This window comes from Amycolatopsis sp. NPDC102522, assembly GCF_055584485.1.
Genome location: NZ_JBVJLY010000005.1, coordinates 179,876 through 204,475 on the forward strand (window position 1 = coordinate 179,876; position 24,600 = coordinate 204,475).

Here is a 24,600-nt window from a genome sequence, read left to right on the forward strand (position 1 = left end):
GGACATCACGCGCAGCCCGCGCGGGATTCCCGCTCCGGCGGGACGGTACTCACCCTTGAGAGGGAACGAACCCCGAAGTTGTACGTAGTGGTCGCTTCCTTGGGCGCGAACAGGACACCGAGAAGGGCCGTCGCCGCCGCGGCGAGGAAGCCGGCGCGAAGGTCGATGAGGTCGCCGAGGAGGCCGATGAGTGGTGCTCCGGCGGCCTGGCCGAGTGCCAGCATCAGAAAGGCCAAGCCGACACCGAACGCGGGCGCCGTCGGATAGGCCCTGGTCCCCCAGAGGATCAGCACACCGGTCAGTCCGATGTAGACGGCCCCGAAGAGCGCCGCCGCGATGATGAGCGCGGGGAGCGACCGGGTGGCGAGGGCGAAGAGCGCCGTCGCGACGGCGAACAGGACCATCCCCGCCGACCAGGTCCGGCGCAGTCCCGCTCGCGAGGTCAGCTCGGCGGTGAACGCGCCGGCCAGGCCGACAGCGCCGAGCACGATCCACACCACGGTCGAGGCTGTCTCGCCGAGCCCGCCGACGCTCACGGCGATGTCCCGGCCGAACGTCCAGATCGCCGCGCTGGCCAGGCCGAGCGTCGCGGCGGCGGGCAGCAGGCGTCCGGTGGCGGGCGGGAACAGTGGCGCCGGCAGGCCGCGTGCGCGATCCTCCTTGACCGGCGGCACGACGCGGGTGATCCACAGGGTCACCAGCGCCGACGCCGCGGCGAAGGCCCACCAGGCCAGCCGCCAATCGCCGAGCGCGAGCAGCGAGACCGGGCCCGAGATCAGCACGCCGAGCCCGGTTCCGGCGTTCACCACGGACTGGGCGCGGTCGCGGCGGGTCACCCGGACGACCCGCGAGACCGCGTCCGCGAGCGAGGGGGAGGCGAGGCCGGTGCTGGCTCCGGCGAGGACGACGCCGAGCGCGAGGACGGCGGCGTTCGGCGCGGCCGCGATCAGGGCGGTGCCGGCTGTCGCGGACAACCCGGCGGAGAGCGCGCCCGCCCGCGCGCCCCAGCGTGCCGTGACGGCGGTCGAGGCCATGACGGCCAGGCAGTACGCGACGTAACTGCCCGCCGCGATGGCGCCGAGCAGGCCGCCGTCGAGGCCGAATTCCGTCCGGAGCGTCGGCGCGAAGAGCCCGTACGCGTATCTCGCGAGCCCGTAGGAGACCGCGATCAGCGACAACCCGGCCGCGGTGAGCGTCAACTCGCGCTTGTACGAAGAAACCATCAGCTCGCCTCCAGATGTATACCGTTCGGTATACTCGGGGAGTGTTCCCGCATTTCGCGCTCAGGTCAACCGATCGGTATAGTCGAACCATGCTGACTCCAGCCGGCGAGCGTGTCCTGACTGCCGCGACCGAGCTCTTCTACCGGGAGGGCCTGAACGCGGTGGGCGTCGCGGCCGTGGCCGAGACCGCCGGCGTCACGAAAAAGACGTTGTACGCGTGCTTCGGGTCGAAGACGGAGCTCATCGTCGAGTACCTGCGACGGCGGCACGACGTCTGGTGGGCGTACCTCGAAGAGCGCCTGGCCGACGCCGATCCGCCCCGGGCGCTCGTGGTCTTCGACGCCTACATCGACCACCCCAAGCTCGGGAGCGACAGGGGGTGCGCGTTCCTCAACGCGGCCGCCGAACTGCCCGCCGGACATCCCGGGCTCGACGTGATCCGGCGGCACAAGGAAGCGGTGCGGGCGAAGTTCGCCGAACTCCTCCGTGAGGACGCCCCGGGCGCGGCCGACCCCGAGCGGCTCGCGGAGCAGCTTTTCCTCCTGCTGGAGGGCGCTGTCGCGCACACCGGCATCGACGGCGACGCGCACCGGGTCACGCTCGCGAGGGAGATCGCGGAGATACTGATGAGGGATCCGCGCGAGGTCGGCACACGCTAGAAAGAGCGCATGCGACTTTTCGGCCCGCTCGTGGACCGGGCGACCTACCGCCGGTGGGTCTACTTCATCCTCGGCGGCGCCCTCAGCGTGCCGTACGTGCTCTTCGCCGCCATCGTGGTGCCGTCGCTGCTGCCCCTCGTCGTGACGATGGGACGCGGGGTCGTCATCGCGATGATCACCGTCGTCCTGGTGGTGATCGCGTCGTCGTTCCTCCCCGCCGTCCGGGTGCTGGAAGGCGCGGCCGTGCGGGAACTGCTGGACGACCCGGTGCCAGGGGTGACATTCGGGCCCGCGGGGAGCTGGCCCGTCCGGCTGCGGTCGAGCGCGATGTTCCTGCTGCACGTGGCCACCGGTTGCGTCGTCAGCCTGGTGAGCCTGCTCGTCCCGGTCGCCTTCGGTTTCTCGGTCGCGGCGCCGTTCACCGGTCGGATAGCGCTGTCCACAGAGGACCCGATCACGGTGCCGAAAGGCTGGGCGAGCGCCTGGATCCCGGCGGCGTTCCTGCTCGGCCTCGTCGCGCTGGCGTACGTCGTCCGGATCGCCGGTGCGGTGCTGACCCGCTGCGCCAGGAGCCTGCTGGGGATCTCGGCCGCCGAGCGGATCGCCCAGCTGGAGAAACGCACCGAACAACTCGCCGAACGCAACAGACTCGCCCGCGAACTGCACGACTCGGTCGGGCACGCGCTGAGCGTCGTGACCATCCAGGCCGGGGCCGCGCGCCGGACCCTTCGGTCGGATCCGGAGTTCACCGAGCAGGCGCTCACCGCGATCGAGGAGTCGGCCCGTGCCGCGCTGGACGATCTCGACCACGTGCTCGGGCTGCTGCGTGAGGAAGCGTCGTCACGGGCGCCGCAAGCGGGGCTGACGGAGCTGTCCGCGCTGGTGGAGGCCACGCGGCTGGCGGGCGCCGAGGTGACGGCGGAGGTGCTGGGCGAACCGGCGTCGGTGCCGCCGGTCGTCTCCCGCGAGGCGTACCGGATCCTGCAGGAATGCCTGACGAACGCGTTGCGGCACGCCGGTAAGGTGCCCGTGACGGTGCTCGTGGACGCCGCTCCGGACCTGTTGCGGCTGCGGGTGGCCAACCCGCTCGGCGCCGCGGAGCCGTCACGGGACGGGGGCGGCCGAGGGCTCGAGGGAATGACGGAACGGGTGGAAGTGCTCGGAGGCACGATCACCGCGGGCCGCGCAGACGGATTCTGGAAGGTCGAGGTGGCGGTGCCATGGGGGAAACGGCGATGAGCATCGGGGTGCTGCTGGTCGACGACGAACAGCTCATCCGGGCGGGGCTGCGCGCGATCGTCGCGTCCGAGCCTGATCTGGAGGTTCTGGGAGAAGCGGCCGACGGTGCTGAAGTGCCGGGCCTGGTCTCGCGGTTCCGGCCCGACGTCGTGCTGATGGACGTCCGGATGCCCTCGGTCGACGGGATCCGCGCCACCGAACATCTGATGTCCACTATGGACAATCCGCCGAAGGTGATCGTGGTGACCACCTTCGAAAACGACGACTACGTCTACGACGCGCTGCTCGCCGGAGCGAGCGGCTTCCTGCTGAAGCGGGCCCGGCCCGAGGAGATCGTCGCGGCGATCCGGACGGTGGCGGCGGGGGAGTCCCTGCTGTTCCCGGCCGCGATCCGGCGGCTGGCCGCGCAGCAGGCGAACCGGGGCCCGCAGGACGGTCTCGCCGGCGCCGGGCTCACCGAACGCGAACGCGAGGTACTGCGCCTGATGGCGGTCGGACTGTCCAATGTGGAAATCGCGGGCGAGCTGTACCTCGGCCTGCAGACGGTGAAGACGCATGTCGGGAACGTCCTCGCGAAACTCGGTGCGAGGGACCGGACACAAGCGGTGATCAAGGCCTACGACACCGGATTCGTCACACCGGCGGGCTGAACGCGGTAGGGTCCCCAGGTGGATACGAACGTCAATCGCCGTCGTCTGCTGGGGCTGGGAACGGTCGCCGCCGCGGGTGCGGTACTCGGGACAGCCCAGCTCGCCCAAGCCGCCGAAGAGTCCGATTCAGACACCGCCGCTGCCGACGCTTCGGCTGCCGCGCGCCGGATCTCCCAGGTCTACGCCCGGGAAACCGCGAAGGCGGGTGGCACCTGGTCGTCTTACGTCAGCGTCGCGGATTCCGCCGGGAACCTGGTCCCCGCCGTCTCCGAGCGGGCAGACGAGGTGGTCGAGGCCTACAGCGTCAACAAGATCGCGGTCGCGACCGCGGTGCTCGACAAGATCGACCGCGGACTGCTCACTTTGGACCAGCGCGTCGACGTCACGGCCGACATCGTCATCAAGGACACCGACGGTATCTTCGGCCTCGACGGCGCGTACCCGAGCTCGATCACTCTCGGGCACGCGATGGCCGCGCTGCTGACGCTGTCCGACAACACCGCCGTCCGCCTGTGCGGGCTGGTCTGCCCGTCCGCGGAGGTCAACGAGATCCTGCGCGGCAAGGGATTCGTGCACACGCAGGTCGTTCCGGTGGCGAACCCGAACCGCTTCTTCCTCGGCAAGACGACTCCGGCCGAAACGCATACGCTGCTGCGGAAGCTGGTCGGCGGGACGCTGCTTTCGGCGAAGTCCACCGAGTACCTGCTGAACATCCTGCGTTCGCTGAGCGCGTTCACCGACGGTGTGCGGCTCGACCTGACCTCGGCCGAGCGGCTGCGGGTCGCCACGAAGGCGGGCTGGTTCAACGACGGCCGTAACGAGGCCGGCGTGATGTTCAGCGCGGACGGCAAGCCGATCCTGACCTATTCGCTGTTCGCCTCCGGCGCGTTCGCGGGTGACCAGGCGGTCAACAAGGACGACTACGCCGCGACGCATCCGGCGCTGAAGGCGCGGACGAAGCTCGGGAAGACGATGTTCCGTTCGGTCGAGAAGCTGACGGCCACCACCGCCCGCACCTACGCGTCCGCTCCGTACCGGGCCTCCAACGGCGGCTGAAGGACTAGTCGAGGGCGGCGAGGATCAGCGTGGCCATCGCGGCCGGGTCCCCGTTTTCCGGGCGCAGCACCAGTTCCGGGTTCTCCGGTCGCTCGTAGGGGGCGTCCACCCCGGTGAACCCGCTGATCTCGCCCGCCCTCGCCTTCGCGTACATCCCCTTGGGGTCGCGGTCTTCGCAGACCTCGAGCGGGGTGTCGACGAAGATTTCGAGGAACGGCAGCCCTGCCGCCTCGTGCGCGGCGCGAGCGAGTTCGCGATCGGCCTGGTAAGGGCTGATCAGGGAGACCACCGACACCACACCGGCGTCGGCGAACAGCTTCGCGACCTCGGCGACGCGCCGGACGTTCTCGGCGCGATCGGCGGGGCTGAAGCCGAGGTTCCCGTTCAGCCCGTGCCGGAGATTGTCGCCGTCCAGCAGATACGCGGGCCTGCCGGACGCCACCAGCCGTCGCTCCAGCTCCACGGCCACACTCGACTTCCCGGACGCGGAAAGCCCGGTGAGCCAGACGGTGAGCCCGCGCGTCGCGCGTTCGGTCCTGCTGACCGCGGCGGTGTGCCAGACGACGTTCGACGCCGTCACGCTCGGCCCGGTGATCATGCCCGCCGCGACCGTCGCGCCGGAATGCTCGTCGACGAGGACGAAACCGCCGGTGGACCGGTTGCGGCGGTAGGAATCGAACAGCAGCGGCTGCCGCGCGCGCAGCCGGATCCGACCAATCTCGTTCAGGGACAACGCTTTCGCGGTCTCGTCGCGGTGCAGGGTGGTGACGTCGAGCCGGTAGTCGAGGTCGCGGATCTCGGCCTTGGTCTCCCGGGTGGTGTGCCGGACGACGTAGCTCGCGCCGGGGGTGAGCGCGTTCTGTTCGGAGAACCAGCAGACCATCGCGTCGACGTCCCGGCTGGTGTGCGGCCGGTTGCCGGGACGGCAGATCAGGTCACTGCGGCCGAGGTCGACATCGTCGGCGAGTTCGATCGTGACGGCCTGCGAGGCGAAGGCTTCGGTGACCGGGGTGCCGCCCGGCCCCCAGATCGCGCGCACCGTCGTGGTGAACCCGGACGGCAGCACCGCGACCTCGTCGCCGGGTTTGAACACCCCGCCCGCGACGGTGCCCGCGTACCCGCGGAAGTCACGGCTGGGCTCCCGGATCACGTACTGCACCGGGAACCGCGCGTCGATGAGGTTGCGATCCGAGGCCACGTGGACCTGTTCGAGATGGTGCAGCAGGGAAGTGCCTTCGTACCAAGGCATACTGGCTCCCCGGTGCACGACGTTGTCACCGTGCAGCGCCGACATCGGCACGAAGGTCAGGTCGTGCACCTGGAGTTTCATGGCGAAGCGGCGGAAGTCCTCGCGGATCTCCTCGAAGCGCTCCTTCGACCAGTCGACGAGGTCCATCTTGTTGACGCACAGCACCAGATGCGGGATTCCGAGCAGGCTCGCCAGGAACGCGTGCCGCCGTGACTGTTCGAGCACGCCTTTGCGGGCGTCGACGAGGACCAGCGCGAGGTCCGCCGTGGACGCCCCGGTGACCATGTTCCGGGTGTACTGCACGTGTCCCGGGGTGTCGGCGATGATGAACTTCCGGCGCGGCGTCGCGAAATACCGGTGAGCGACGTCGATCGTGATGCCCTGCTCGCGTTCGGCGCGCAGGCCGTCGGTCAGCAGCGCGAGGTTCGGATACGCCTCGCCGCGGTCGCGGCTGGTGCGTTCGATGGCTTCGAGCTGGTCGGTGAACACGGTCTTCGAATCGAACAGCAGACGGCCGATCAGGGTCGACTTCCCGTCGTCGACGCTGCCCGCGGTCGCGAGGCGGACCAGCTGTGAAGCGCCCATCAGAAGTAGCCTTCCTTCTTCCGGTCTTCCATGCCCGCCTCGGAGATCCGGTCGTCGGCGCGGGTGGCGCCACGTTCGGTGATCCTGCTGACCGCCACCTCGGCGACCACCTCGGACGGTGAAGTCGCCGTCGACTCGACGCAGCCGGTGCAGGTCGCGTCGCCGACGGTGCGGAAGCGAACCGTTGCCTCGTAAGGACTTTCGTCTTCGGTCAAGGTGAGGAAGCGGGTGTGCGCGAGCAGCATCCCGTCCCGTTGGACGACCGGGCGCCGGTGCGAGTAGTAGATCGACGGCAGGTCGACGCCCTCGGCCTCGATGTACTGCCAGATGTCGAGTTCGGTCCAGTTCGACAGCGGGAAGACGCGGATGTGCTCGCCCTTGCGGTGCCTGCCGTTGTACAGATCCCAAAGTTCCGGCCGCTGATTGCGCGGATCCCATTGGCCGAACTCGTCGCGGAAGCTGAAGACCCGCTCCTTCGCGCGGGCTTTCTCCTCGTCGCGCCGGGCGCCGCCGAAGACGGCGTCGTAGGAATGCTCGCGGATCCCGCGCAGGAGAGCCGCGGTCTGGAGCCGGTTGCGGCCGGCCTTGGGGTCTTCGACGACCCGGCCCGCGTCGATGTCGTCCTGGACGCTGGTGACGACGAGCCGGAGTCCGTAGGTGTCGACAGTGCGATCCCGGAACTCGATGACCTCGTCGAAGTTGTGCCCGGTGTCGACGTGCATCACCGGGAACGGCGGTGGTGACGGCCAGAACGCCTTGGCCGCCACGTGGAGCATCACCATCGAGTCCTTGCCGCCGGAGAACAGCAGCACCGGCCGTTCGAAGGTCGCCGCGACCTCGCGGAAGATGTGCACGGCTTCGGCTTCGAGTGCTTCGAGATGGGTGAGCTCGTAGGTCGGCGACCCCATCGTGACCTCCGTGGTTCGAGATCAGAAAAGTAGAACAAGTTCTTGTGCTTGGTCAAGGGGAGGGGCACGCTGTCGGCATGGACCTGGTCGCGCTCGAAGAGATCCGCCGCCTCAAAGCCCGCTACCTCCGGTGCCTCGACCTCAAGCTGTGGGACGAGATGGCCGGGACCCTGACGACCGACGCGCACGCGCGGTTCGGCACGCCCTCGTACGGCGAACCCCTGAACTTCGAAGGGCGTGACGCGATCATCGGGTTCTTCCGGAACGCCGTCGGGCCCGGCGTCACCACGGTGCACTTCGCCGGGCAGCCGGAGATCGACGTCGACGGCGACACCGCGACGGGCACGTGGCTGATGCGGGACAAGGTGATCGTGCCCGAACATCGGGTGGTGATCGAGGGCGCGGCGTACTACGAGGACACCTACCGGCGGGTGGACGGCGCGTGGCTGACCGCTTCGACCCAGTACGACCGGCTGTACGAGACGATGATGTCGATGGACGACGTGCCGAGCCTGAAACTCACCGCGAACCGCTGGTCCTCCTGACCCGCGTTTCGTCCTCTGAATGCGGGTTGGTCGTCGGGTCTCGTGAGCGGCCAGGACGGTTCTAACCCGAATCGCCACTCACGACTATCCGGACCGATAGCTCTCCGCCGCTTTGGCCGCCTGAAGTACGTGAAGGCCCCCTTCATTGCGCCTGGCGCAATGAAGGGGGCCTTCACGTACTTGGGGAAGGTGTGAAGGTCGAGTTCCCTCGGCTGAGCCGAGGAAAGGGGTCCTTCACGCGCGGGCTGGTGCGCGTGGGGCGGACCGGGCATCACGAGATCCTCCGCGGCACCGAACACTCGAGTGCGGGCTCCAATCACGTGAGTTCCGGCTCTGATCACGCGAGTGCGGTTCCTGAACACGCGAGCCACGTCTTCACTCACGTGGCCGACGGGCGGCGGCCGCCGCGTTCAGAGGACTGAACGCGGGGGCGGCGGCCGCCGGATTCGGCGGTGACGGCGTCGGCGGTGGCGACCAGCGCCGCACCCCGCCGCGCGATCTCGGCGCCGGTGATCGGCTCGCCGACCGACAGCGTGAGCACCAGTTCCTGCCTGCCCGAAGCGTCGAACGTCGGCGCGGCGAGCAGGCTCACCGCGTGCTTGTGGCGCGGCTCCAGATCGGCGCCGAGGTAGACGCGCTCGCCGAGGCTCGACACGAGTTCCCCCACCAGGCCCCGTACCTCCGGCGGTAGCTCGTCCGCGCCGACGCCGGCCATCAGCGCGTAGAGCCGTCGCCCGGCGGAGGTCAGGCTCTCCACCAGGTACCCGTGTTCGCGGCATTCCGCGACGACGCGACGCAGATGCGCTTCGTCCAGTCGCACCGGCACCGCCGGGGGTTTGGCGAGCCACGTGTCGAACGCCGAGTCGGCGTCCCACAGCACGTACATCAGGCCGACCGGCGGCGCGAACGGGTAGGTCTCGCCGAGTTTGACACGGCCGGGTCCGGCGCTCTGCAGCATCAGGATCCGGTCGCCGACCACGGCCGACGCCGTGCACGTGGCGCCGTAGCGCCTGCTCAGGTCCTCCAAATGCCGTCGCGCGACCTCGCTCGCGCCGAAACCCTCGCCGGCGACGCGGCCCGCGGCGATCATCGCGGGCCCGAGCCGGTAGGTGACCGGGCTCGGGTCCCGGACCAGGTAGCCGCCCGCGGTCAGCTCGGTGACGATGCCGAGACAGGTCGGCTTGGCCAGGCCCAGTTCGCGGGCGAGTTCCGAAAGGCCGAAGCGACGGCCCGGGTGCGCGGCGAAGAAGTCGAGCAGCCGCACGACCCGCTCGGCGGGCGGGGAACGCCGAGTCATTGACCCATCCTTAGAACGCGTTCTAGTCTTACCTCGCGAAGAACGTACCAAGTCGGTACGTATTTGTACCAGTATGAGGAGTCGCCGGTGCTCACTCAACCGTTCGCGGACGCGATCGTCGAAGCCGAGAAGGTCATCGCGGAGGCGCCGCACATCCGGACCGAACAAGACCTGGTCGAGGGCTACGACTACCTCGCCGGAAGCATCCGCGCGTCCCTGCAGATGGCGTGGGCCTACGAACGGGACTATCCGTTCTTCACCCAGTCCACCGGGCCGTACACGAAGATGGGCCTGGACAACCCGGACACGCTGTACTTCAACGCGAACATCCGCGAGGACCGCGAGTACGTCGTCACCGGGACACGGGGGAGCACCGCCGACGTCAGTTTCCAGGTCCTCAACGGCGACTACTCACCCGTCGAGGTGCCGGACAGTCTCGCCGCCTTCGACGATCGCGAGATCGAGATCGCCGAGGACGGCTCGTTCGAACTCCGCTTCGGACCGGCCAAACCGGATCCCGGCCCCGACAGCGCCGATGAGTTCTCGGCGGGAAAACGTGCCTCGAACTACTTCACCCTGGGCCCGGGCTCGTCGATGCTCGTGGTCCGCGAGGTCTACAGCGACTGGGCCACCGAACGCCGCGGCACGATCCAGATCCAGTGCGCCGACACCGCGGGTGGCTCGCCCGCGCCGCTCACCCGCGACGGGCTGGCCAAACGCTACGGCGTCTCCGGCAAGATCCTGCTGAGCAGGCTGCGCACCTTCCTCGCCTTCCCGAAGTGGTTCTACCTGAACCTGCCGGTGAACACGATGACCGAACCGCGCCCGACACCGGGCGGCCTGACCACGCAGTACTCCTCGGCCGGGCACTACGAACTCGGCGACGAAGAGGTCATGATCGTCACGGTCCCGCGTTCGGACGCGCCGTATCAGGGCATCCAGCTCGGCAGCGTCTGGTATCTCTCGCTGGACTACATCAACCATCAGACGAGCCTCACCGCCGACCAGGCGCGGGTCGACCCGGACGGCAAGATCCGGTTCGTGATCAGCGAACGCGACCCCGGCCTGGCCAACTGGCTCGAACGCACCGGGCACGATCGCGGGTACGTCCAGATCCGCTGGCAACGGCTTTCCCGCGCGCTGGACACCGCCGACGGTCCCGAGGTCGAGGTGGTGAAGTTCGGCGACCTCGCCGACAGGCTGCCGTTCCACGACGAGGCCCGAGTGACCCCTGAGGAGTGGGCGGCCCGGATCGCGGCCCGTCAGACGGCCGTCGCGGGAAGGATGCTGGGATGACGGATCTCCTGCGGGACAAGGTGATCGTGGTCTCCGGCGTCGGGCCGGGACTCGGCCGGTCCATCGCCGTCCGCAGCGCTGCGGCGGGCGCCGACGTCGTCCTCGCGGCGCGCACCGAATCCCGGCTAGCCGAGGTCGCCAAGGAGGTCGACGCGCTCGGCCGCCGCGCGGTCACCGTGCCCACCGACATCACCGACGACGCTTCGGCCGCGAGTCTCGCCGAAGCCGCGATGAAGGCTTTCGGCCGCGTGGACGCCTTGGTGAACAACGCTTTCGCCATTCCGCCGATCATGGATCTCGCCGACGTCGACCTCGCCGACGTGCGGGCGGGCTTCGAGACCAACGTGCTCGCCGCGCTCCGGCTCACACGGCTGTTCACGCCCTCGCTCGACGAGAGCGGTGGTTCGGTGGTGATGATCAATTCGGCCGTGCTCCGGCATTCCCGGCGGACGTTCGGCGCGTACAAGATGGCGAAGGCGAGTTTGCTCGCGCTCGCGCAGAGCCTCGCCTCGGAACTCGGGCCACGCGGGATCCGGGTCAATTCCGTGGCGCCCGGCTACATCTGGGCCGATTCGCTGAAGTGGTATTTCGCCTACCTGGCCAAGGAACGCGGTGTGCCGCCGGAGCAGGTGTACGCCGAGACCGCGGAGACGATCGACCTGCGCCGCCTGCCGGAACCGGACGAGATCGCCGACACCGTCGTGTTCCTGGCCTCGTCGCTCGCCCGCTGCGTCACCGGGCAGTGCCTCGATGTCAACGCCGGCGAATACCACCACTGAAGGGGAGAACATGCTGCCAGGGCGGGAAAACGTCGGCACCGTGGAGGATCTGCACGCGTCGGCGGCGAAACTCACCGGGCTGGACGACTTCGGCGGCGAAGACCACCTCGAAGGGCTGCGGGTCCTGCTGGACTCGTATGCCGGTGAGGCCGGTTTGACGCCGTACGGTAACAAGATCCATCGCGCGTTCCTGCGTGGTGCCCTCGTGGCGAGGTCGTTGAGCGAGGCGTCCTGGAAGCAGAACCCGGAGTACGCCGAGGTGCCCGTCGAGCGGCCCATCTTCGTCACCGGCCTGCCGCGCACCGGGACCACGGCGCTGCACCGGCTGCTCACCGAGGATCCGGCGCACCAAGGGCTGGAGGTCTGGCTGACCGAGGTGCCGCAGCCGCGGCCGCCGCGCGAGACCTGGGCGGAAAACCCGGTCTTCCAAGGGATCCAGGCGGGCTACGAGAAGCACCACGTCGAACATCCCGAGTTCATGGGCCTGCACCACATGTCCGCCGGTCAGGTCGAGGAATGCTGGCAACTGCTGCGGCAGTCCCTGAAATCGGTGTCCTACGAATGTCTCGCGCACGTGCCGTCGTACTCGCGCTGGCTGGACGGGCAGAACTGGACCGACGCCTACCGCAGGCACCGGAGCAATCTCCAGCTGATCGGCCTGCCCGACGCCGGACGCCGCTGGGTGCTCAAGAACCCGAGTCATCTGTTCGCGCTCGACGCGCTGCTGGAGGTGTACCCGGACGCGCTGATCGTCCAGACCCACCGCGCGCCGAGCACGATCATCGCGTCGGTCTGCAGTCTGAACGAACAAGCTTCGGAAGGCTGGTCCGACGTCTTCCGCGGTGACGTGATCGGCCGTAGCCAGCTGGATCTGTGGGCGCGGGGCGCGGAAAGGTCGCTGGAGGCGAGGAAACGGCACGATCCGGCGCAGTTCTGCGATGTCCGGTACGAGGACTTCGTCGCCGACCCGATCGGTACGGTGGAGGGTGTCTACCGGCGTTTCGGGTTGCCGCTGAGCGGCGAAGCCCGTGACGCGATGACCACCGTGCACGCCGAAAGCCGTTCCGGGGAAAGGAAACCCGTGCACCGGTACGACCTCGCGGACTTCGGCCTCACCACGGGCGAGGTCGACGAGCGCTTCTCGGCCTACCGCGCCGCCCACGCCCTCTGAAACGCGTCAGAAGCCGGCGGCACGTTGCGCGGGCAGGCCGCGCGTCGTGATGCCGCGCAGCACCTCGACGCGCTCCGACCCCGGCCGCCCGAGCACCCAGCTCGACCCGGGGACCTCCTTGGCGCGCTTCTTCAGCGGCGCCAAGAGCCGGGAAGCGTCCTTGTAGGACCGGATCGCGCCGTTCCCGCACACCAGGGTCGCCAGCGAGACCGTCACCGGGAGCCCGTCGGCCGACCACGGCGTGTCCAGCAGCGCCGTGGCGACCGTGCCGATCTCGTCGACGTCGCAGGCGATCAGGAAGTCGTCCCCGCCGACGTGGCTGACGCGCATCCGCCGCAGCCTGGCCTCCAGGTCGGTGAGTGTCCGGCCGAGTGTGCGGATCAGGTCGTCGCCCGCGGCGAACCCGGCGGTGTCGTTGACCGTCTTGAACGAGTCGACGTCCAGCCAGGCCGCGACGAACGGCTCCCGCGCGTTGATCCGGCGGTCGACGTCCCTGGCGACGGTGTCGCTGCCGGGCAGGCGGGTCAGCGGGCTCAGCGAGACGGCCTCCTCGACCTTCGCCTCCGCGACCCCGCGGACGACCTCGTTCACCAGCACCACCCCGACGCAGCGGCCGCGGTCGTCGACCACCACGACGTCGTCGCCGGTCCGGCTCCAGTCCGCGTCGGTGACCAGTTCGAGGAACTCCAGCGCGCTCGCGTCGGCGTGGATCGTGTGCGGCCGGTCGGCGAGCCGCGACGCGGGCCGTTTGGCGTGCAGGGCGTGGCCGTACAACCCGGTGAACGCGACCAGGAACCGCGTCCGGTCGATCGACCACTGTGGACGGTGCCGGTCGTCGATGCCGACGATGCCGCTCGGCCCGTCGGAGGCGGCCAGCACCTCACGCACGTCGTCACAGGTCGCCGCTTCCGGCAGCGTGGCCGCGGGCCGCAGGAAGTCGCCGACGCGGCGGGCGCGGGCGGTGCCTCCGACGATCGGGCCGGGCGCGTCCGGCGCGGGCAGCGGCGCGTGGTCGCCGTCCGGCGGGGCCAGCAGGTTGCCCTGCGCGATCCGCACCCCGAGCCTCCGCGCGGACTCCAGCTGCTCGGTGGTTTCGAGCCCTGTCGCGACCAGCCGGTTGTCGGTGCGCGACGCGAAGTGCAGCACCGCCTCGACCACCGCGACGGCCGCCGGGTCGTGAGGCAGGCCACGCAGCACGCTGCGGTCCAGTTTCACCAGGTCGATCGGCGCCGAAGCGAGCAGCGTGAGCGGGAGGTCGCCGCGGCCGAGGCCGTCGAGCGCGAGCCGGAACCCGAGATCGGTGAGCCGGCGCATCCCGGTGAGCAGCTGGTCGGCGGGGACCTGGGCGAACGGCGGCCCGATCTCCAGCACGACGTCCCTGGTCCGGCGGCCGGACAGGCCGAGTGCCTCGGTCAGCGGTTCGAACTGGGACGGCGAGGCCGCCACGGTCCGGGCGGACAGGTTCAGGTGCAGCGGCAGGGCTGTTTGCGGCTCCTTCTGCTGCCGCACGGCCTCGGCGGCCAGGCCGACGTCGACCTCGGCCAGCCTGCCGCTGCGCCGGGCGTCGGCGAGCAGTTCGTGGGCGGTGCCGCGGCCCGGCCGTGCCAGGGCTTCGAACGCGACGACGCCACCGGTGTGCAGGCTGTACAACGGCTGGTAAGCGAAGCGGACCGCGATCTGCAACGTCACAACCGCATATTCGTCGGTGGCGGCACGAAACGAAACACGTGTCAACTGATGTTCATCGGAGAGGCACCCGGGTTACCTAGAACGGCGTAACGCACGCCACCCGATCAGGTGTTTTCTCACTTGCCACGGCGCCATTCGGAAAAGTGCCGACATCGCTTCGGCGGTACCCGGCACGTCCTCGCGACCGGTGGTGAAGGCCCGCTGGAGCCCGGTGGGCAGCGTGAAGAACAGATCGAAGAACACCGGGACCACTTCGGACGGCATCCCGCACAGCGCCCGCAGCCCGTGCCGCCGCAACCCGTGCACGGTCCGAGCCGACGGTGGCCACAGCGCCCGGTGGGCGGCCGACGCGGCTTCGGCGGGTCCGCGATCCCAGGCCTGGGCGACCGCGTCGGCGACAGGGTCCGCGAGCCGCACCGACGTCGCGACGCTGTACCCGGTCGCCGGATGCACCAACCCGGCGGCGGCCCCGAACGGCACCGTCCGGCCACGACGGGGCACCGGCAGGTCGAGCACGATCCGCACGCGTTCCTCGCGGCCGCGTGACGTCAGCCCGGCGGCCGTCAGCCGGGCACGCAGCCGCGCCGCCAGGAGTTCGAGCGGCAGGCCGGGCTTGCGGGCCAGCGAGGTCTCCTCGACCAGGACGGTGCCGTCGCCGAGCGGCAGCACGTACAGGAAGCCTTGGTCGCTGCCGCGCCAGTCCATGAACACGGCGGTGTCCGGACTGTCGACCAGGCGCAGCGCGTCCTCGGCGGGGAGGACGGCGCCGAAGGCCGTCTGCTCGTACCGGTTGCCCCGCGGCCTGGCTCCGGAGGCGTCGACATACAGGCCCGCCGCGAGCACTCGTCCGTCTTCGAGGCGCACCGACGAGCCCTGCCTGCCGTGGTCGACGCCCGCCACCGTCCCGGTGACGACGTCGTAGCCGCCGTCCAGCCATGTGTGCAGACCGGCGTTGTCCACCACGAGGTACTGCCGATCGAGGACGTGCCGCCTGGTTCCGAAGGCGAGTGCCGTCGAAGGCGCGCAGGCGATGGCGCTCTCGGGCAGCGACGGCAGTTCGTCGGCCCACAGCCCGTAGGTCGCCCGCCAGCGCCTGCCCGGCGCCGGGTCGATCAGGACCGTCTCCAGGCCGCGCCGGTCGCAGGCCCGTGCGAGCGCCCGGCCCGCCGGGCCACCGCCCGCGATCACCACGTCCGCCACCTGGGCAGTGTCTCAAAGCGCCCCGACGGATACGGTGTGACGCATGGAACAGACGGACCCGAGACTGACGGATCCAAGGACGTGGCGGCGTGATCCGGAGAGCGAGAACGCCGGGTTCACCGACCTCGCCACGAGCCCGTTCCGGATCGACCGGGACCGGATCGCCGCGTCGCCGTTCTTCGCCCGCCTCGGCGGGGTGACCCAGGTGGTCAGCGCCGGTGGATCCGGGCTGCTGCACAACCGGCTCACGCACAGCCTCAAGGTCGCGCAGGTCGCGCGCGCCATCGCCGAGCGGATCAACTCCACCAGCGACTCCGCCGAACTCGCCGCGAAACTGGGCGGCTGCGACCCGGACGTCGCCGAGGCCGCCTCGCTCGCGCACGACCTCGGGCATCCGCCGTTCGGGCACCTGGGGGAGCAGACCCTCGACCGGATCGCCCGGCACCGCTTCGGCCTCGCCGACGGCTTCGAGGGCAACGCGCAGTCGTTCCGGATCATCACCACGACCGACGTGCGCGGGCCGTCCGCTTCCGGGCTGGACCTCACCACGGCGGTGCGCGCCGCGGTGCTGAAGTACCCGTGGGCGCGCCTGCACGTGCCCGATCCGCATCCGACGTCGATGGACGTCCAGCCGCGCGGCGCGGCCGAACCGGCCGACGCCCCCGGCACCGGCGCGAGCAAGTTCTCCGCCTACAGCACCGAACTCGACGACTTCACCGAGGCGCGGGCGCCGTTCGCAGGCCGGATCGAACCTTGGCAGCAGACCGTCGAAGCGTCCGTGATGGACACCGCCGACGACATCGCCTACGCCATCCACGACCTCCAGGACTTCCACCGGATCGGTGTCCTGCAGCACGCGCCGGTCGCCGCCGAGTTCGCCGGCTGGGTCGAGGGCGCGGTGGAACTGGCCGGGCTGGACGACGCGACCTTGACCGCCGAACGGCGGCTGCCGGGCCGTTCGCTGGAACGGCTGCGCCGCCGGATGCACGCCAAGGACGGCTGGATCGTCGACGACGACGCCTTCACCAGCGCCGTCGCCCGTGTCCGCGCCGAACTCGTCGACGGCCTGCTCGCCACCGGGTTCGACGGTTCCATCGAGGCGGAGCAGGCGACAGCCGCCTTCTCGGCGAAGTGGACCGCGCGGCTCGTCGACGGCGTCCAGGTGGTGTCGTCCCCCTCCACCCGGACGGGGCATCTCACGCTGCGACCCGCGCAGTGGCACGAGGTCCAGGTGCTGAAGTTCGTGCACCGGCGGTTCGTGCTGTTGCGCCCGGAACTGGCGCTGCACCAGCGCGGACAGGCGAGCCTGGTGACCACACTGGTCGACGCGCTCGACGCCTGGCTGCTCGATCGCGACGAGTTCTACCGGCTCCCGCGGCGGCTGCACGATCTGGTCGAACTGGCGCAGTCGGAGTTCAGCCAGCTCGCGCGGACGTCGCCGGAACTGCTCATCGGAGCGACCGGTGAACCGGTCACCGGTGCCGACGCCGTGCGCGGTCTGGCGCGCGGGCGGGCGGTGGTCGACTTCGTGGCGTCCCTGACGGACAAACAGGCGGTGACCCTTTTGGACGGCCTGTCCGGTCGCGCTTCGCAGCCTTGGTCGGACTCCTTCGTCCTTTGAGGCCGGTCCATCATCACGCCGTGACCATACGATTACGCTGAACGGCCCACGATCTGCGGCCGAATCCGGAAATTCTCCATCCGACGTCACTCGAACGGCGCCTGCCGCCGGTGCACGCCCGGTACTTAGCTTGATCCAGCCGGTGATCGCCGGCATTGGTCAGCGTGAGTCGGGGCACGCGCCTAGGAATCGGAGGCGCACGTGCGTCCAACCCGTTCTAACCGGAGAAGAAGATCGATCCTGACCGCGGGCACCGCGGCGCTCGTCACCGCGCTCGGCCTTGTCAGCCCGCCCGTCGCGTCGGCGGAAACCGGACAGTCCCCGGACGCTTTCTCGGAGAACACCGTCCGGCAGATCGAGGCCCTGCAGTCGATCAAGAAGAATCAGACCGCCGCTGAGTCCAAAGTGGACAGCAGGCTGCTCGTCGAACAGAAACTCCGCGCTCAACGCATGTCGGCCTCCGCGGTTCCCGCACTGGGGTCTGGGGCGAATGTCTCCGCGACCGGCACCGTACTCGTCGACATCCGGGGCCAGGTCTCGGAAGAACTCCTGAATGGTCTGCGTGAAGCCGGTGCCGGGATCCGCGCGGTCTCCGAACGGTACGGCAGCGTCCGAGCCGAAGTGCCGCTGAACGCGGTCCCGGCGATCGCCGGACGCGAGGACGTCAAGAAGGTCGAGACCGCCAACGAGGCGTTCACCGCCCGCCAGCTCGCCGAGCCCGCCACCGCGGGCAAGGCGAAGCCGGAAGGCAAGGAAGAGAAGGCCGCCCGGATCGCGGAAGAGCTGCGGAAGGCCGTAGAGGCCAAGGGCCAGGTCGGTGCCGCCGCCGGACCTGTCAACAGCGAAGGCGACCGCGCGCACAACGCCGACATCGCGCGCCAGCAGTTCGGCGTCACCGGGGTGGGCACCAAGATCTGCGCGCTTTCCGACGGCGTCGACTCGCTCGCGACCTCGCAGGCGCGCGGCGAACTCCCGGCGGGCGTCGACGTGCTCCCCGGCCAGCAGGGATCCGGCGACGAGGGCACCGCGATGCTCGAGATCATCCACGATCTCGCGCCGAACGCGGCGCTCGGTTTCGCCAGCGCGTTCAACTCCGACGCCAGCTTCGCCGACAACATCCGCAAGCTGCGTTTCGAGGCGCACTGCGACGTCATCGTCGACGATGTCCTGTACTTCAAGGAATCGCCGTTCCAGGACTGGATCATCGCCCAGGCCGTGAACGACGTGACCGCCAACGGCGCGCTGTACTTCTCCTCGGCCGGTAACGAGGGCAACGTCGCCGACGGCACCTCGGGCCACTGGGAAGGCGACTTCGTCGACTCCGGCAAGGGTGTCGGCAAGTTCGCCGGCACCGCGCACAACTTCGCCGGAGCCGCGGGCAACCAGATCTTCCAGCCGATCTCGAACGGGTCCGGGGCCGTGCCGGTCACCTTGTTCTGGTCGGACCCGCTGGGCCGCTCGAACAACGACTACGACCTGTACCTGCTGAACGCGGCGGGCAACGTCGTCGACTTGAGCCAGGACGTCCAGACCGGGACCCAGGACGCCTACGAGCGAGTGGACACCACGGGCGCCGCCGGGCTGCGGCTGGCCATCGTCAAGTTCTCCGGTGAGGGCCGCTACCTGTCGCTGTCCGCGCTGCGCGGTCGTTTCTCCGACTCGGCGGACGGCCTCAAGGCCTACACCAAACCCGGCGTGACCGTGGGCCACTCGGCCGCGCGGGACGCGTTCAGCGTCGCGGCGGCCCCGGCCGCCAAGGCGTTCCCGCGTGCCCTCGAACCGAACGACCCGGCCAACCCGGCGGGCCCGTTCCCGGCCGCCTTCGGCGCGGCCTCGAAGGTCGAACGGTTCACTTCGGACGGTCCGCGGCGCATGTTCTACCAGGCCGACGGCACCCCGATCACCCCGGGCAACGTGTCCGGCACCGGTGGTGAGGTCCGCGCCAAGCCGGACATCACCGCGGCCGACGGCGTCTCCACCAGCGTCACCGGGTTCACCACGTTCTACGGCACGTCGGCCGCCGCGCCGCACGCCGCCGCGATCGCGGGCCTGGTGCTCTCGGGCAACCCGGGGCTGCCCCCGGCCGAGGTGCGCGCGGCGCTGATCAACACCGCCGTCGACATCCTGACCCCGGGCCGCGACAACTCCAGCGGCGCGGGCGTCATCCTCGCCGACAAGGTGCTCGCCTACACCGGTGCCAGCCCGCAGCCGCTCGCGACCGCGGGCCAGCCGACGGTCACCCCGGCCGACGGCGGTTCCTCGCTCGACCCGGGCGACACCGCCAAGGTGACCCTGCCGGTGACCAACCGCGGCGACGGCACCGCGTCCTCGACCAGCGTCGTGCTCTCCAGCCCGACCCCCGGTGTCACGGTGGCGCCGCGGTCGAAGTCGTACGGCACGATCAGCCCCGGGCAGACCGGCGTGAACGACTTCACCATCACCGTTCCCACCACGCAGGAACTCGGTGTGCCGGTGGTGCTGAACGCGCGCGTGACCTTCGCGGGCTCGTTCTCGCCGACCACGTCGACGTTCTCGCTGCCGGTCGGCACGCCGTCGCCGGTGACGCAGAACTTCGCCTACGCCGGTGCCGCGGTGGCGATCCCGGACAGCGACCCGACCGGCGCGACCGTGCCGATCACGGTGAGCGGTGTCGGGCGCGCGTCGAAGCTGACGTTCTCGATCGACGGGGCCACGTGCAACACCGACCAGACCTCGACGACGGTGGGCATCAACCACTCGTACGTCGGTGACCTGGTCGGCACCCTGACCTCGCCGGCGGGCGCCAAGGCGACCGTGTTCCAGCGCGGCGGCGGCTCGGGCAACAACCTGTGCCAGGTCGTCTTCGCCGACACCGCGACCGCTCTGTTCAGTTCGGTGAGCGCGGCGAGTGCCCCGTTCACCGGGACCTACAAGCCGGTGCAGCCGTTCGGCGGCCTGACCACCGGCGCGGTGGCCGACGGTGTCTGGAAGTTCACCGCGGTGGACGTCGCCGGTGGCGACACCGGATCGATCCGTTCGGTTTCCTTGCACGCCAACGGTTTCGTTCAGTCTGGTGTGGCTGAGCGGCCCGCGAGTGTCGGGAAGTCGGTCGGCGCGGGGCCGGTGAAGCCGGTCTAGTCGCTTCCGGAAGTACGTGAAGGCCCCCTTCACTGCGCCTAGCGCAGTGAAGGGGGCCTTCACGTACCGCGGGCGGGTAAGGCGCCGATCCCGAGTTGGCCAGGCCACGTACGTTGAGACCATGGCGAGGGAGCGGCAGGTGGCGGGCGGGGGACGGGCGGTCGAGGTCGCCCCGGACCGCCTCGAAGGCTGGTACGCCCGCTTCGCCGTCCGCAACGAAGGCGTCCGCGAGACGCACTTCGCTCCGGACACCGTCACGGTCACCGCGGAAAACGGGGTCGTCGCCGTCGCGACCGTCCCTTTCGGACCGCTGGACGCCGAGGGAACCGTGGCCGGGACGGCCGTCGGCCCGCTCATCGAGCACGCGCTGGTCTCGCGCCGGATCGCGCTCCTGCTGGTGCGCCGCGGCGGGCACAGCGTCGGGATCGCGCGCGGGGGAGTGGTCGTCCAGTCCAGGACGGACCGTCACCTCGTCCAAGGCCGGTCCGCGGCGGGTGGCTGGTCGCAACAGCGGTTCGCGCGGCGCAGGGAAGGACAAGCGCGCACGGCGCTTCGTTCCGCCGCCGAAGACGCGTTCGAGATCCTTTTGCCGCAACTGTCCGAAGTGGACGCCGTCGTGCTCGGCGGTGACCGCAGGGCACTGGACTCACTGCGTGAGGACAGGCGGCTGGCGCCGTTGTTCGCCCGTGCCGAACCCCGCGTTCTCGACATCCCCGAACCGCGCCGCACGGTGCTGGACGACGCGGCCGAACGGGCGGTCGCGGTCGAGATCACCCTGTCCGGGCCGTGACGTCGGGCACGGTCGGATAAAATCGCTCGACGGCGGCCCGTACACTGATCGCGTGGACATCCTCTTGGAGTAGCTCCTCGCCGGCCGTCGGCCGGCGAGTCGAAGCTGTCCACTCATCCACCCCTTGTACCGGGAGATCCCGTGATCACGGCCTCTGGCCTGCAGCTGCGCGCTGGTTCGCGCATTCTGCTCGACGACACCAACGTCCGCATCCAGCAGGGCGACCGTATCGGCCTGGTCGGCCGCAACGGCGCCGGCAAGACCACCTCGCTCAAGGTGCTGGCGGGGGAGGGCGAGCCGTACGCCGGCGAGGTCCGCCGCAGTGGCGAACTCGGCTACCTGCCGCAGGACCCGCGTGAAGGCGACCTGTCCGTCACCGCGAAAGACCGCGTGCTCTCCGCGCGTGGCCTCGACGCCTTGCTGCGCAACATGGAAAAAGCGCAGAACGCGATGTCGGAGCTGGTGGACGAGAAGGAACGCGACAAGGCGGTCAATCGCTACAGTCGTCTCGAAGAGCGCTTCGCCTCCCTCGGTGGTTACGCCGCCGAAAGCGAGGCCGCGCGGATCTGTTCCAATCTCGGTCTCGCCGACAGGGTGCTCGCGCAGACGTTGCAGACGCTCTCGGGTGGTCAGCGCCGCCGCGTGGAGCTGGCCCGGATCCTGTTCGCCGCCGCCGAAGCCGGCGCGGGCGGCAAGTCCGAGACGATCCTGCTCCTCGACGAGCCCACCAACCACCTCGACGCCGACTCCATCAACTGGCTCCGTGGCTTCCTGAAGCAGCACGACGGCGGTCTCGTGGTCATCAGCCACGACGTCGAACTGCTCGGCGACGTGGTCAACAAGGTGTGGTTCCTCGACGCGACCCGCGGCGAGCTCGACCTCTACAACATGGGCTGGCAGCGCTACCTCGACGCGCGCGCCACCGACGAGAAGCGCCGTCGCCGCGAGCGCGCGAACGCCGAGAAGAAGGCGTCCGCGCTGCAGCAGCAGGCCGCGAAACTCGGTGCCAAGGCGACGAAGGCGGTGGCCGCCAAGAACATGGCCCGCCGCGCCGAGCAGATGCTCTCCGCGCTCGACGACACCCGCCAGGCCGACAAGGTCGCCCGGATCAAGTTCCCCGAACCCGCGCCGTGCGGCCGGACCCCGCTCACTGCGGAGGGGCTTTCGAAGTCCTACGGTTCGCTCGAGATCTTCACCGGAGTCGACCTCGCCATCGACCGCGGTTCGAAGGTTGTCGTACTCGGATTGAACGGTGCCGGAAAGACGACTTTGCTCCGGTTGCTCGGCGGAATGGAAACTCCGGATACCGGCGAGACCATTCCAGGTCACGGAATGCGTTTGGGCTATTACGCACAGGAACATGAAACGCTCGACCACGACGCGTCCGTGTGGGAAAATATCCGTCACCTCGCGCCCGACACCGGAGCGCAAGAGCTGCGGAACCTTCTCGGGTCGTTCCTCTTCACCGGCGAGCAGCTCGATCAGCCGGCGGGCACGCTCTCCGGTGGCGAGAAGACGAGGCTCGCGCTCGCCGGTCTGGTGTCCAGCGCTGCCAACGTTTTGCTGCTCGACGAGCCGACGAACAACCTGGACCCGGCAAGCCGTGCCCAGGTCCTGGACGCCTTGCGCAGCTTCTCCGGAGCCGTCGTCCTGGTGACCCACGACCCGGGCGCCGTCGAGGCGCTGGAGCCGGAGCGCGTCATCCTCCTGCCGGACGGAACCGAAGACCATTGGTCCGCGGATTATCTGGAACTTGTCCAGCTTGCGTGAGGCCTGCGTCCGTTCGGGTGCTTGATCGATGCCATCCGGCCACTGAAATGGCCCAATGTGATCGCGGTTTCAGCAGTTTTGCGCTCGTCGTCTGGCATTCCGGCGCTCAGTGTTCGATCATTGCGGCGACAGGGGCCGTTATGTGGCCCAGAACACTCTCGGCGGGAAGGCGATCGACGTGGCTGATCTCAAGAAAGGCGCGCGGATCACCGGCAACACGCGTGACAAGCTGGCCGCTGACCTGAAGAAGAAATACGAGAAGGGCTCGAGCATCCGCGCTCTCGCGGAGTCGACGGGTCGCTCGTACGGGTTCGTGCACCGGGTTCTCTCGGAGTCCGGCGTCCAGCTGCGCGGCCGTGGTGGTGCCACCAGGGTAAAGAAGAAGTAGTCACGAAGAAGTAGCGGACTGCTGCGCGGGGGGCGCAGTTCCCTTTCCAGGGACCGCTGTTTCGCGGGTTTCGGCGGACAGGAAGGCCAGCCTGGCGCCGAGCAGGACCAGCGGATACACCAGGTATCCGTACCTCGTCGCCGGACTGAGCAGGATCAGCGCGACGAGCCCGACGGCCATGCGCGTCAACGCGTCCGATCCGGTCGAGGGAGGGCGGCGCACCAGCCAGACCAGGATCGCGACGGCAGCGATCCCGAGCAGGGCGAAGGAAATCGCCGTGCCCACCGGGCCGAGCGAGGCGATGAGGCGGCCGGGCAACGGGCTCGCCGCCGGTGACTTGATCACGCCTATTCCCAGCGGGAACCGGAAGACGTGCTCGACGAACGCCTTCGGGTCCACGAGATAGACCGGTACGTGCACGACAAGGGTCGTCACCACGAGTGCCGCGGCGAATCCGCCCAGTGCGCGAGGACCACGCCGCGTGATCAACAGGACACCCAGCACCACCGCCGCGGGCGCGACGATGAGTTTCGCGCTGATCACCAGGGCCAGCACCAGACCCGACAGGACGGCGCGGCCGGTCGTGGCCAGTGCGAAGGACAGCACCAGCAGGCCGACGATGGCCAGATCGGGGCCGGCGACCGCCCAGGTCAACGCGGTCAGCGGACAGGCGAGGGCGAGCTGTGCCGCACTGACCGGGATTTTCGGCCATTTCAGCAGCCGCAGCGTCAGCAGTACACACGCGACGGCCGCCAGCGCGAACATCCAGCGCGCGTCGGTGAGGGCGTTCGCCACCGGGCCGCCGCCGAACAACGCGCGCGGCAGGCCGAAGACGGCCATCACCGGACCGTATGGTGTGTAATCGTTTACTTCCACCGCGCGACCGAGTGCGGTGACGTCGACGTACGGGGTTCCGTTCTCCAGGAAGAGTTTCGCGGACCTCTCGATCACCCAGACCTCGGGCTGGGCGGCCCACGAAACCGGCGTGATGAGCCAGTCCACTCCGGTCAGACGGCGAATGACGAGCATTCCCAACGGAAGGATCATTGCGAACAGGCCGATGGCGCCGATACCGATCCACCGCGAACCGAGCGCGCCGGACGGCCGCTTGCCGCGCCGGGCGGCGATCGTCAGCCAGCTGGTGTGGACCACGGCGAGGCCGTAACCCGCCACGGCGAAGTTCGCCCACACGCGATAGCCGTAGAACTCCGCGACGGCCGTGTTCACGACGGCGAAGATCAGGCAGCCCGTGTAGAAGACCAAGTCGATGGTCAGTCGTCGCCGGTCTGGGTCCTTGGTCACCGGCTCAGGCTACCGACGGGGCGACCTCCGCCGGAAAGAGGACGCGGAAACCGGGAAGCATCCGCT

At 69.6% G+C, this 24,600-nt stretch carries 20 protein-coding genes; 13 read left to right on the forward strand and 7 right to left on the reverse strand.

Annotated features, from left to right (window positions below; translation table 11 throughout):
* Window positions 1-5: 5 nt before the first annotated feature.
* Window positions 6-1,223 carry an MFS transporter gene (locus tag ACZ6YV_RS16140; protein ID WP_465510312.1) on the reverse strand — a complete coding sequence of 406 codons (1,218 nt, stop codon included), beginning with the start codon at window positions 1,221-1,223 and terminating at the stop codon, window positions 6-8.
* Between the two features lie 89 nt (window positions 1,224-1,312).
* Between ACZ6YV_RS16140 and ACZ6YV_RS16145 the strand changes: the two genes are divergently transcribed.
* Genes ACZ6YV_RS16145 through ACZ6YV_RS16160 form a run of 4 tightly spaced genes read left to right on the forward strand, consistent with a single transcriptional unit; the run spans window position 1,313 to window position 4,827 of the window.
* Window positions 1,313-1,882 (forward strand): TetR/AcrR family transcriptional regulator, encoded by a 570-nt coding sequence (locus tag ACZ6YV_RS16145; RefSeq protein ID WP_465510313.1) that lies wholly within the window; start codon window positions 1,313-1,315, stop codon window positions 1,880-1,882.
* Window positions 1,883-1,891: 9 nt separating this feature from the next.
* Entirely contained in the window at window positions 1,892-3,121 is a 1,230-nt protein-coding gene (locus ACZ6YV_RS16150; RefSeq protein ID WP_465510314.1) for a sensor histidine kinase, read from the forward strand.
* Window positions 3,118-3,771, forward strand: a complete 654-nt coding sequence (locus ACZ6YV_RS16155; RefSeq protein WP_465510413.1) for a response regulator — start codon at window positions 3,118-3,120, stop codon at window positions 3,769-3,771. Before ACZ6YV_RS16150 ends, ACZ6YV_RS16155 begins: the two co-directional genes overlap by 4 nt.
* Window positions 3,772-3,789: 18 nt before the next feature.
* Window positions 3,790-4,827, forward strand: a complete 1,038-nt coding sequence (locus tag ACZ6YV_RS16160; RefSeq protein WP_465510315.1) for a serine hydrolase — start codon at window positions 3,790-3,792, stop codon at window positions 4,825-4,827.
* Window positions 4,828-4,831: 4 nt separating this feature from the next.
* Here the strand turns inward: ACZ6YV_RS16160 and cysC are convergent, their stop codons facing one another.
* Window positions 4,832-6,661 (reverse strand): adenylyl-sulfate kinase, encoded by a 1,830-nt coding sequence (gene cysC, locus ACZ6YV_RS16165; RefSeq protein ID WP_465510316.1) that lies wholly within the window; start codon window positions 6,659-6,661, stop codon window positions 4,832-4,834.
* Complete coding sequence (gene cysD, locus ACZ6YV_RS16170) at window positions 6,661-7,569, reverse strand: sulfate adenylyltransferase subunit CysD (protein ID WP_465510317.1); 909 nt, start codon at window positions 7,567-7,569, stop codon at window positions 6,661-6,663. Before cysD ends, cysC begins: the two co-directional genes overlap by 1 nt.
* A 77-nt stretch (window positions 7,570-7,646) precedes the next feature.
* Between cysD and ACZ6YV_RS16175 the strand changes: the two genes are divergently transcribed.
* A complete protein-coding gene (locus tag ACZ6YV_RS16175; RefSeq protein ID WP_378237869.1) occupies window positions 7,647-8,114 on the forward strand; it encodes a nuclear transport factor 2 family protein in 468 nt (155 codons plus the stop codon).
* A gap of 379 nt (window positions 8,115-8,493) precedes the next feature.
* Here the strand turns inward: ACZ6YV_RS16175 and ACZ6YV_RS16180 are convergent, their stop codons facing one another.
* Window positions 8,494-9,411, reverse strand: coding sequence for a helix-turn-helix domain-containing protein (locus tag ACZ6YV_RS16180; RefSeq protein ID WP_465510318.1), 918 nt, complete (start codon window positions 9,409-9,411; stop codon window positions 8,494-8,496).
* An 87-nt stretch (window positions 9,412-9,498) separates the two neighbouring features.
* On the opposite strand from ACZ6YV_RS16180, the gene ACZ6YV_RS16185 reads away from it, so the two are divergent.
* From ACZ6YV_RS16185 to ACZ6YV_RS16195, 3 genes are read left to right on the forward strand one after another with little or no spacing between them, the layout of a single operon-like run.
* Complete coding sequence (locus tag ACZ6YV_RS16185) at window positions 9,499-10,707, forward strand: hypothetical protein (protein WP_465510319.1); 1,209 nt, start codon at window positions 9,499-9,501, stop codon at window positions 10,705-10,707.
* Window positions 10,704-11,486, forward strand: a complete 783-nt coding sequence (locus ACZ6YV_RS16190; RefSeq protein WP_465510320.1) for an SDR family oxidoreductase — start codon at window positions 10,704-10,706, stop codon at window positions 11,484-11,486. The genes ACZ6YV_RS16185 and ACZ6YV_RS16190 overlap by 4 nt, the downstream gene beginning before the upstream one ends.
* Window positions 11,487-11,496: 10 nt before the next feature.
* On the forward strand, window positions 11,497-12,657 hold the full coding sequence (locus tag ACZ6YV_RS16195) for a sulfotransferase family protein (RefSeq protein WP_465510321.1): 1,161 nt from the start codon (window positions 11,497-11,499) through the stop codon (window positions 12,655-12,657).
* A 6-nt stretch (window positions 12,658-12,663) separates the two neighbouring features.
* On the opposite strand, the gene ACZ6YV_RS16200 is transcribed toward ACZ6YV_RS16195, so the two are convergent.
* Entirely contained in the window at window positions 12,664-14,346 is a 1,683-nt protein-coding gene (locus ACZ6YV_RS16200) for an EAL domain-containing protein (protein WP_465510322.1), read from the reverse strand.
* 72 nt (window positions 14,347-14,418) lie between these two features.
* Entirely contained in the window at window positions 14,419-15,546 is a 1,128-nt protein-coding gene (locus ACZ6YV_RS16205) for a lycopene cyclase family protein (protein WP_465510323.1), read from the reverse strand.
* Window positions 15,547-15,589: 43 nt separating this feature from the next.
* On the opposite strand from ACZ6YV_RS16205, the gene ACZ6YV_RS16210 reads away from it, so the two are divergent.
* The 5 genes from ACZ6YV_RS16210 (at window position 15,590) to ACZ6YV_RS16230 (ending at window position 23,232) form a co-directional block, all read left to right on the forward strand.
* On the forward strand, window positions 15,590-17,167 hold the full coding sequence (locus tag ACZ6YV_RS16210; RefSeq protein ID WP_465510324.1) for a deoxyguanosinetriphosphate triphosphohydrolase family protein: 1,578 nt from the start codon (window positions 15,590-15,592) through the stop codon (window positions 17,165-17,167).
* Between the two features lie 237 nt (window positions 17,168-17,404).
* A complete protein-coding gene (locus ACZ6YV_RS16215) occupies window positions 17,405-20,284 on the forward strand; it encodes a S8 family serine peptidase (RefSeq protein WP_465510414.1) in 2,880 nt (959 codons plus the stop codon).
* A 121-nt stretch (window positions 20,285-20,405) separates the two neighbouring features.
* Complete coding sequence (locus ACZ6YV_RS16220) at window positions 20,406-21,074, forward strand: acVLRF1 family peptidyl-tRNA hydrolase (protein ID WP_465510325.1); 669 nt, start codon at window positions 20,406-20,408, stop codon at window positions 21,072-21,074.
* 141 nt (window positions 21,075-21,215) lie between these two features.
* Window positions 21,216-22,844 carry an ABC-F family ATP-binding cassette domain-containing protein gene (locus ACZ6YV_RS16225; RefSeq protein ID WP_465510326.1) on the forward strand — a complete coding sequence of 543 codons (1,629 nt, stop codon included), beginning with the start codon at window positions 21,216-21,218 and terminating at the stop codon, window positions 22,842-22,844.
* 178 nt (window positions 22,845-23,022) lie between these two features.
* Complete coding sequence (locus ACZ6YV_RS16230) at window positions 23,023-23,232, forward strand: helix-turn-helix domain-containing protein (RefSeq protein WP_003071237.1); 210 nt, start codon at window positions 23,023-23,025, stop codon at window positions 23,230-23,232.
* On the opposite strand, the gene ACZ6YV_RS16235 is transcribed toward ACZ6YV_RS16230, so the two are convergent.
* Window positions 23,233-24,534 (reverse strand): glycosyltransferase family 87 protein, encoded by a 1,302-nt coding sequence (locus ACZ6YV_RS16235; protein WP_465510327.1) that lies wholly within the window; start codon window positions 24,532-24,534, stop codon window positions 23,233-23,235.
* Window positions 24,535-24,600: the final 66 nt, after the last annotated feature.